Source organism: Salipiger sp. PrR003 (assembly GCF_010500785.1).
Classification (GTDB): domain Bacteria; phylum Pseudomonadota; class Alphaproteobacteria; order Rhodobacterales; family Rhodobacteraceae; genus Salipiger; species Salipiger pacificus_A.
Genome location: NZ_JAAGOV010000055.1, coordinates 35,989 through 45,569 on the forward strand (window position 1 = coordinate 35,989; position 9,581 = coordinate 45,569).

The window sequence follows — 9,581 nt, forward strand, 5'->3', positions numbered from 1 at the left end:
CCCGCGTCAGCTGCGGCCATTCTGAGGAGCGGCGCCGTGGGCCGGCGCGCGGCACCTCAGAACTCTTCCCAGCTCACGTCATCCCCGGCCCCCGCCCTCGCAGGCGCGGGCGTGGCCGGGCCCACGCTCGGCGGCGCGGGCTCGAAGTTCTCGATCGGCACCGCCAGCGGGGTGACTTCGGAGCTGTCGGAGAGTTCCGCGCCCGAGAAGCGGTTGAGTTGCGACAGCAGACGGTCGGCTTCGCTGTTGAGCTGGTCGCTGGCGGTGCTCGTCTCGCCGACCATGGCGGCGTTCTGCTGGGTGACCTTGTCGAGTTCCGCCACGCCGACGTTGATCTCTTGCAGGCCGGCGGCCTGTTCCTTGGCGGCGGTGGCGATCTCGGCGACAAGTTCGGAGACCTCGCTCACATTGCGCACGATGTCAGAGAGCGCCGTGCCCGTCTGTTCCACGAGTTGACCGCCATCCTTGACCTGTTGCGAGCTATTTGACACCAGCGCCTTGATTTCCCGTGCGGATTCCGACGCGCGTTGTGCCAGGGACCGGACCTCGGAGGCGACCACGGAAAAGCCCTTGCCCGACTCGCCGGCGCGGGCTGCCTCGACCCCGGCGTTGAGCGCCAGGAGGTTGGTTTGGAAGGCAATATCGTCGATGACGCCGATGATCTGGGTGATCTGGTCGGAGGAGGCGGCGATGGAGCCCATGGCCGCGAGTGCCTTCTCCATGACCGCGCCGCCCTCTTCGGCGCGGCGGCGGCCCTCTCCGACGCGGCGGTCGGCGTCCTCGGCGCGGTCGGCGGCGGCGCGGACGCTGGAGGAGAGCTGCTCCAGCGCGGCCGCGGATTCCTCGAGCGTGGCGGCTTGCACCTCGGAGCGGCGCGACATGTCGCGGGACATGTTGGACAGTTCCTTGGAGTTGCGCTGCACCGTATCAGCGGAGGCCCGCAGCGAGCTGACCAAAGTGCCGATTCCCTCGGAGAGCGCGTTGAAATCTTCGCAGAGCTGAACCGCGCTGTGATCGAGGCTGCGCCACTCTTCGGCGTCGAGCCGGTGGCTGGCATCCCCGCGCGAGAGGTTTCCCATAGCGGTGCCGAGGGCCTGGAACAAGCCGAGGCGGCGGTCGTTGGCCGCGCGTTCCTGGGCGCTGCTCTCGTCGGCCTGGAGCAGGCGGCCGCGCAACTCTTCGAGGTTGCGGGCGATAGAGCCGGCCTCGTCGCCGCGCGTCTGACCCTCGATCTCGGCCGCGTAGTCGCCCTGGGCGATGCGCTGGACCGCGCCGGCGGCGGTCTGGAACGGGCGGGCGAGCAGCTTGCCGAAGCCGATGATGCACACGAGCGACAGGGCCACTGCCACAGCATTGGCGCCGACCAGCATGAAGAGCCCGGTGTCCACCGCCTCGGTGGCCTGCTCCTCGGCGCGTTTGGCGAGGAGGTGAAGCTCGGTGCGCATGGCGGAAACTTCCTGCCGCGCCTTGTCGATGGTGGGCAGCAGGACCGAGCTGATGTGGGTGTCGCGTTCGAAGATGGTGAACCCGGGGATCGTCAGCGTGTCGATCTGCGGAACCAGCCCCTTCGCCAAGGAGGCGACCGCCTGGAGCCGGGTCTGGAAATCCGGGCGCCGGGCCTCGGGGGAGGCGGGGTTCATGAAGGCGTCGGCATTATCATCCACCAATGTCTGTATCGACAGAAGGTTGGCGCGGAGCTGGTCGAGCGGTTCGGTGCCGCCATGTTCGTAGTGCAGGATCGCCAGGCCGGAGTGATCGATCTGCGACTGCACGGTGTTCAGAACGGCGTTCTGGCGCCGAAGATCACTGCCGAAATCGAGGCTGTTTGACATGCGCATCTGGATAAAGCCCGAGGCCAGGGCGAGCGCCAGCGTCAGCAGCATGAAGACCGATCCTAGGATCAGCAATTGTACGCGGATGGTGAACCTGCTCATGACCCATTCCTGCTTGAGACATGGCGCTCGGCGCGCCGGACATGTCTTCGCTAGCAGCGCGGGGTAAACAAACCCTTCGTACTGCCGCAGATTGCAGCGAATTCGATCCGTTTCCCGCAGGAGCCCGTCGGAAGTGCAGGCGCCCCCGCAGGGGTCTGCGGAGGCGCCGAGGGTGGCCGGAGCTTGGCAAGCCTGCCGGGGCAGCCCTTACATGTTGCCGCCGAGCAGGGCCGCGTTGCCGCCGGAGGCGGTGGTGTCGATGCAGACGTGGCGTTCGGCGCGGGCATGCCCCTTGTCCGGCGCGCCGGTGATCAGCGTCAGGATCGGCCCCTCGCGCCCGGCCAGCGCCTGACGATAGGCCGCGGCTTCGCTGGCTCCCCCCCACCAAAGCGCCGCCGAGATGCCCTTGAGCGTGGCCAGCACCTGCGGCGCGATCTTGCCATGGGCAGTGACCGCCACGCCGCCGAGGGCGCGGATCGCCTCGGCCTGCGCCGCGGCAGCCTCCGGCCCCGGACCCATGCAGAGCACGGGCTCGCGTGCCAGCGTCATGTATTGGTTGGCCTCGCCGGTTGGACCGGGCAGGTCCTTGCGCTCGGGCTGCGGCGCGCAGCCGGCACTGCGCAGCGCCTCTTCGAGGCGCGCCGGGATCTCGTCGGTGCCCCAGTTCGTGCCCGCCTGCGGCGCCGGGTGGGCGCGGAAGCGGTCGACGTAAAGCGGACCGCCCGCCTTGGGCCCGGTGCCCGAGAGCCCCTCGCCGCCGAAGGGCTGGCTGCCGACGATGGCGCCGATCTGGTTGCGGTTGACGTAGATGTTGCCGGCGTGGACGCGCTCGGTGACGTGCTGCACGCGGTCATCGATGCGGGTCTGCAGGCCGAATGTCAGCCCATAGCCGCGGTCGTTGATCGCGTCGATCACCGCGTCCAGCTCGAACGCCCGGAAGGTGGCGAGGTGCAGGACCGGGCCAAAGATCTCGCGCTCCAGTTCGTCGATGCCGCCGACCTTGATCAGCGTGGGCGCAACGAAATGGCCCTCGGAGGGGACGGCGATCTCGTGCAGGAGGCGGCCTTCGCTCCGGGCGGTCTCGACATGGGCGAGGATGCCCTGCTTGGCCTCTGCGTCGATCACCGGGCCGAGGTCGGTCGAAAGATGCCACGGCGCGCCGGGCTTCAGCACGTCCATCGCGCCCATCAGCATCTCGGTGAAATGCGGGGCGATGTCCTCCTGCACATAGAGGCAACGCAGGGCCGAGCAGCGCTGGCCTGCCGACTGGAACGCCGATTCGACGATGGCGCGCACGGCTTGCTCGGGCAGGGCGGTGCTGTCGACGATCATCGCGTTGAGACCGCCGGTCTCGGCGATGAAGGGGGTGCCGGGAGCAAGGTGCCTGGCGATCGACTTGTGGATGATCTGCGCGGTTTCGGTCGAGCCGGTGAAGGCGACGCCCTTCACCGCCGGGTTCGAGGTCAGCGCGGCGCCGACCTCTCCGGCACCCGGCAGCAGCTGCAGGGCGGAGGCGGGCACGCCGGCCTCATGCAGCAGCTGCACGGCGCGGTGCGCGATCAGCGAGGTTTGCTCTGCGGGCTTGGCGAGCACGGCGTTGCCAGCCGCCAGCGCGGCGGAGAGCTGGCCGGTGAAGATCGCCAGCGGGAAGTTCCACGGGCTGATGCAGGCGAAGACGCCCTGCGGCGCGGCCCCCTCCGCGCGGGCGGCGTAGTAGCGCAGGAAGTCCACCGCCTCGCGCAGCTCGGCGACGGCGTCGAGCTGGGTCTTGCCGGCCTCGCGGGCGAGCAGGGCGAAGAACTCGCCGAAGTGCTGCTCATAGAGGTCCGCGGCCTTGTTCAAGATCGCGGCGCGCTCTTGCGGCGCGGCGCTCCACGGCTGGGCGGCGGCGGCGGCGGCGGCCACGGTCTCGGCGCTGGACCAGGTGATCTCGCCAGTCTTGGTGAGGCTTGCGGGGTTCAGCACGTCCTCGGTCGCGCCCATGGGGGCAGGGGCGGCGAGCAGCGGGCCGGCCTTCCAGATCGTCGCCTCGAAGGGCGCACGGGCGGCCTCGACGCGGGCGATCGTCGGACGGTCCGTCAGATCGAAGCCCTCGGAGTTGGCGCGCTCGGGCTGGAACAGCTCGGGGCCGCGGGCGAGGGTGCGGGAGTCCTCGGCGGTGAAGGGGTCGGCGGCGACCTCCTCGGGCGGCACGCTCTCGTCGACGATCTGGTTGACGAAGGAGCTGTTGGCACCGTTCTCCAGCAGGCGGCGGACGAGATAGGCCAGAAGGTCGCGGTGCGCACCGACAGGCGCATAGATGCGGCAGCGGGTCTTTTCCTGCTCGTGGACGATCTCGTGCAGGCGCTCGCCCATGCCGTGCAGGCGCTGAAACTCGAAGCTGTCGCGGTCATCGCCGGCCATCTCGAGGATCGCGGCCACCGTGTGGGCGTTGTGCCCGGCAAACTGCGGGTAGATGCGGTCGGTCATGCCCAGCAACTTGCGGGCGTTGGCGATGTAGGAAATGTCGGTGTTGTGCTTGGCGGTGAAGACCGGGAAGTCGGTCAGGCCCATGACCTGCGCACGCTTGATCTCGCTGTCCCAATAGGCGCCCTTCACCAGCCGCACCATGATCTTGCGGTCGAGCCGCTTGGCGGTCTCGTAGAGCCAGTCGAGGGTCTGGCTCGCGCGCTTGCCATAGGCTTGCACCACCACGCCGAAGCCGTCCCAGCCGGCCAGAGAGGGGGAGGCCAGCGCCGCCTCGATCACGTCGAGCGAGATGGCGAGGCGGTCGGCCTCCTCGGCGTCGATATTGAGGCCGATCTTCGCCTTGGCGGCCATTTCGCAGAGCTCGACGAGGCGCGGCACGAGCACTCGCATGACGTCGTCATGTTGGCCTTCCTCGTAGCGCGCGTAGAGCGCCGAGAGCTTGACCGAGATGCCGGGGTTGTCGCGCAGGTCGTCGGTTTCGGCCGCCGTGCCGATGGCTCGGATTGCGTCGGCATAGGCCTTGAAGTAGCGCAATGCGTCGGGTTCGGTGCGGGCGGCTTCTCCCAGCATGTCGTAGCTGTAGGTGTAGCCCTTCGCTTCCATCTGCGCGCCGCGCTTCATGGCGCTCTGGATGGTCTCGCCCAGCACGAACTGCGCGCCCATTTCCTTCATCGCGCGGCTGACCGCCTTGCGGATCACCGGCTCGCCCAGACGGCGCACGGCCGAGCGCAGGTGGCCGACCGGGCCGGGGCGCTGGTTCGGGTCGAGCACCTTGCCGGTCAGCAGCAGGGCCCAGGTCGAGGCGTTGACCAGCGGCGAGGTCGAGCGACCCATGTGCTTGCCCCAGTCCGAGGGAGCGATCTTGTCCTCGATCAGCGCGTCGATGGTTTCGGCATCCGGCACCCGCAGCAGCGCCTCGGCGAGGCACATCAGCGCGATGCCCTCGTCGGTCGAGAGGCCGTATTCGGCGAGGAAGACCTCCATCAGCCCGGGCTTGGCGCTGGCGCGGATGGCGCGGACCAGATCGGCGCCGCGCGCGTTGATCTTCGCACGGTCCCCTTCGGTCAGCGCGGCGAGATTGCGCAGCCGCGCGATGGTCCGGGCCTCATCGGCGTAGGTCGCGGCATCCATCTCGGCGCGCAGGTCGGGCAGGGGGTCGTAGGGCATGGTGATCTCCAGACGTTTGCCCTATGATACTGCAGGTTCGAAAGTCGATTTTCCTGAAGATGGTATTTCTGAAAGGCAGGTTCTCCGAAGATGATGGAAGTCACGATGCAAAACGTCACGGATGACTTTGACCGGTTCGATCGTGCGATTCTCACCACCCTCGCCGAGGAGGGGCGGCTGTCGATCACCGAACTCGCCAAGCGCATTGGCCTGTCCAAAAGCCCGACCCAAGCGCGTTTGCGGCGGCTCGAGGATCTTGGCGTGATCCGCGGCTACCGGGCCATCCTTGACCCGATCCAGCTCGGGCTCGACCACGTCGCCTTCGTCGAGGTGCGCATGTCCGACACCCGGGAAACCTCGCTCGAGGCCTTCAACAAGGCGGTTACGGCGATCCCCGAGATTGAGCAAGTGCATTTGATTGCCGGGAGTTTCGACTATCTTCTCAAGGTGCGGACCTCGGACATGCGCAGCTACCGGCGGGTTCTGGCCGAAAAGCTCTCGACCCTGCCGCATGTCTCGACCACGTCGACCTATGTCGCCATGCAGGCCGTCAAAGAGGACGGGCTGGCGGAGATCGCCGACTGACGCAGGTCGCGCCGCCTCGGACCCTGGCGCGCCGAGAGGAGGAGGAGTTTGGTATGATGATACGTTGGATGGTCGCGGCGCTGGTGGTCGTGTCCGGCGCCCCGGTCTTGGCGCAGTCCTCCGTGGACAGCTTGCCGGTGCACGTCGGCCTCGATTGCGGAGGCGCGGCGCTGGCGATGGTTCTCGAGGGGGACAGCGGCCGGCTCTTCTACAGCGGCGCCGAGATGCCCATGGCCCGGTCCCGCAGCGCGTCGGGGGTCAAATTCGACTCCGTCGACGACCCCGAGACCTATGTCTGGACCAAGGGCGACGAGGCGACGGTGCGGATCGCCGGCGCGGTTCTCGAGGCCTGCCGCGTGGATCGCGTATCGCGCGTCACAGGCGGCCCGTGGCAGGTCGCGCTGCTGGATGACGAGCCCCTCGAGGGCGGGCCGGTCGAGCTGAGCTTCGGCGCGGATGGCGCACTGTCGGGGGCCCTCGGCTGCGGCCATCTCGCGGGCAACTGGAGCGCCGGAGACGATGGCGTGGTCCGCATGGAGGTCACGGCGGAAGGCGGGGAGAGCTGCGCGCCCGAGGAGGCGGCCCGGCGGGATTCCATGATCGCGGCGCTGCGCGCGGTGACCGGGGTCGGGTTCACCTCGGACGGGGCGCTGGAGCTGCGCGCAGGTGACGTGGCGCGCCTCGTCGCAAGGCCCTGACAAGAGGGTCTGGTCAACCGCGGCTCGATGCGGCAGACAGGACGCGGGCCCGCGTGGTGGAATGGTAGACACAGGGGACTTAAAATCCCTAGCCGCATGGCGTGCCGGTTCGAGTCCGGCCGCGGGTACCAAAAATCTTCCCAAAGCATTGTTTTGCATCGGCTTTTGTCCATAGGCAGCCGAGGCGTAGTACATGTTGGAGTACAAATCCGCACCGTTTACCTTCCGCAAGGATGGCATCTTCTACTTCGCTCGCAGGGTTCCTTACGATCTCCTGCACCACTATTCGTCCGACAAGATTTCCTACTCTTTGCGGACGAGGTCTTCGTCAGTCGCAGCCGCGAGAGCAACGCAGGCCGCATGCAAGCTTGATGAATACTGGTTTCATCTCCGGTCGCAGGAAGCTGAGCTTCCCGGACGGCACCTTCTGCGTACTGGATTGGCCCGACCCAAGAAGCGTGCTGAGACGGATGCCGTCACCTCCGACGCATTGACCCTCTCCGAGGCTGTGGTGACGTACCTGCGGCAAAAGGGGCAGGGGAAGTCCAAGACTTTCCACAGGGCTGCGGAGCGGTCCTGTGGCTACGTTATCGATGCCTGCGGAGACAAGCCGTTGGCAGATTATAGCAAGAAGGATGCCAACTCCTTTCGAGACGCTTTGATCAAAAAAGGGCTGACTGGATCGAGCATTACTCGTGTTTTCGGGACCGTTCGCTCCGTGTTCAACTTCGCGGCGAGTGAAGAGGGCCTCTCGATCATCAATCCGTTCACCAACGTCTACTACGATCGGGAAGCTGGGGTGACTGGGCGGCTTCCGATCCCATTAGACGACATCCGAAAGGTGCAGCAGAAGTGCCAAGAGTTGGATGATGAGCTGCGCTGGTTGGTGGCCATAGTTTCGGACACCGGCATGAGGCTTGCTGAGGCGGCGGGTCTACTTCGCGATGACATCCAAGAGAGTGAAGATGGAATTCTTTTCGTTCGGATTGCCCCTCATCCGTGGAGACGTCTGAAGACAAAAGGCAGTGAACGTTCAGTTCCGCTGGTGGGGGTTGCGGAATGGGCCGCTCGACGCTTGATGGCTACTAGAGCGTCGGGAGAATTTGCCTTTCCGAGGTATAATAAGTGTGGATCGACAAATGCGAACTCGGCCAGTGCTGCCTTGAATAAGTGGATCAAGCTATTAGTGCATGAAAGTGTGAGCATGCATAGCTTTAGGCACTCGATGCGAGATCGCCTCCGGTTAGTTGAGTGTCCTTCTGATATTGCGGATCAAATAGGTGGTTGGCAGCCGGATAGTATTGGTCAGAGTTATGGTCGTGGATATCCTCTTTCCGTTTTGGAGAAGTGGATGAAGTTAACTGCGTAGATTATTGCAATTAGTTTGGAAATCTGGTATAATCTGAAGGGAAATTGTTAAAAAATGCATAGCTGAAATGGAGAAAGGTGGTTGTGGAATGGGTTCTGATGCTGAGCCGCCCACGGTGTTTTCGCTCTATTGGGCTAGACTTCCCAGTCATATCGATCCATATGCGGCGGGGTATATCGGAATAACTTCGGTCGGGTTAAAGGAGAGAAAGAAGGCACACTTCAAGAGCAAGAAGCGCCACCACTTCAAGAACGCGTTGAACAAGTATAAGTCCAAAGTCATTTGGGAGCTGCTCCACGAAGGTCTTTCGCAAGCAGAAGCCCTTCGCCTTGAAGGCGAATATCGCCCTCGGAATAATATTGGTTGGAATTCGATTCAGGGTGGTCTCTTGGGCGTCAGTGCAGACTGGTATGGCGACGACGCCAATAGCGAAGTTCATAGGTTGAGGACCGCTGAAGCTACCAAGATCGCAATCGCACAAAAAGACACTCCAGAGGCTCGTTCCCGCCGAGCAAAGGACATCTGGGATAGGCCTAAATATCGCGAAAAACGTGAAGGAATGTTCGCGGGGGAGAATAACCCACAGTTCGGAAAGTACGGCGCTGAACATCCTGCATGGGGACATCGCAAAACTGAGGAAGTCAGGCGAGCGATCTCGGAAGCAAACCGTGGCAAATCATTGTCTCCAGAGACCCGCGCGAAGCTTTCCAAAGCAAGAGTCGAGAAGTACGCCGATCAAAAAGCGGCGCGGTTGGCTCGTCTCGAGAAGGAGCGAGAGCAGAAAAAAATTCACCGCAAGGAGCTGAAGCGTTCTGGTAAGCTAATGGGCGAGGTGGCGGGGCCTTCAAAAGTGTCGGATGATGATCGTCGTAAAATTTGTACTCGGCGGAGGAACGGCGAAACTTATTTGGCTATTTCTAAGGACTACCCAATTGGACTGACCGGAATCCGTGCAATTTGTGAAGCTTGGGGTCCCCGTAATGGCATCCCTTTTGAACGGAAGATTGGGGCGTCAGAGCTTAAGAAAGTAACTCCCGATGAGATCAAACGAGAAATATGCAATAAGTATGCCGAAGGCCAAACCGCCATTTCGTTGGCTGAAGAGTACAACTTGTCGGTCTCAATGATTTACCGGTACATAGCGGAATGGGGGCCAGACAACGGCATACCTTACGTTAGGCAGGGACGACGGGCGGCAGGAGTGTGAACATCACGCGAAATGTACTACGCCTCGGCTGCCTATGGACAAAAGCCGATGCAAAACAATGCTTTGGGAAGATTTTTGGTACCCGCGGCCGGAGTTGGCTCCGCAGATTTGCGGTTCTACTCCCGTTACAGGCACTTCCGCGATCGTAAGCA

General features: G+C 64.1%; 6 protein-coding genes and 1 tRNA gene. 5 read left to right on the forward strand and 2 right to left on the reverse strand.

Translation table 11 applies throughout. From position 1 onward, the window contains the following. Positions 1–56: 56 nt before the first annotated feature. Positions 57–1,934, reverse strand: coding sequence for a methyl-accepting chemotaxis protein (locus G0D83_RS20785; RefSeq protein WP_164196619.1), 1,878 nt, complete (start codon positions 1,932–1,934; stop codon positions 57–59). A gap of 207 nt (positions 1,935–2,141) precedes the next feature. Continuing rightward, the gene (gene putA / locus G0D83_RS20790; protein WP_164196620.1) at positions 2,142–5,570 is read right to left on the reverse strand and encodes a bifunctional proline dehydrogenase/L-glutamate gamma-semialdehyde dehydrogenase PutA; all 3,429 of its coding nucleotides are present in this window, start codon (positions 5,568–5,570) and stop codon (positions 2,142–2,144) included. Between the two features lie 105 nt (positions 5,571–5,675). Here putA and G0D83_RS20795 point away from each other — a divergent pair, with 105 nt between their 5' ends. From G0D83_RS20795 to G0D83_RS20815, 5 genes are all read left to right on the forward strand, one after another. Next, positions 5,676–6,155 (forward strand): Lrp/AsnC family transcriptional regulator, encoded by a 480-nt coding sequence (locus tag G0D83_RS20795; RefSeq protein WP_108967785.1) that lies wholly within the window; start codon positions 5,676–5,678, stop codon positions 6,153–6,155. 53 nt (positions 6,156–6,208) lie between these two features. Further along, complete coding sequence (locus G0D83_RS20800; protein ID WP_164196621.1) at positions 6,209–6,853, forward strand: META domain-containing protein; 645 nt, start codon at positions 6,209–6,211, stop codon at positions 6,851–6,853. A gap of 47 nt (positions 6,854–6,900) precedes the next feature. Next, positions 6,901–6,984 (forward strand) — tRNA-Leu (locus tag G0D83_RS20805). Between the two features lie 62 nt (positions 6,985–7,046). Next, entirely contained in the window at positions 7,047–8,222 is a 1,176-nt protein-coding gene (locus tag G0D83_RS20810; RefSeq protein ID WP_164196622.1) for a DUF6538 domain-containing protein, read from the forward strand. A gap of 88 nt (positions 8,223–8,310) precedes the next feature. Next, positions 8,311–9,429, forward strand: a complete 1,119-nt coding sequence (locus tag G0D83_RS20815; protein WP_164196623.1) for an NUMOD3 domain-containing DNA-binding protein — start codon at positions 8,311–8,313, stop codon at positions 9,427–9,429. Positions 9,430–9,581 lie beyond the last annotated feature (152 nt).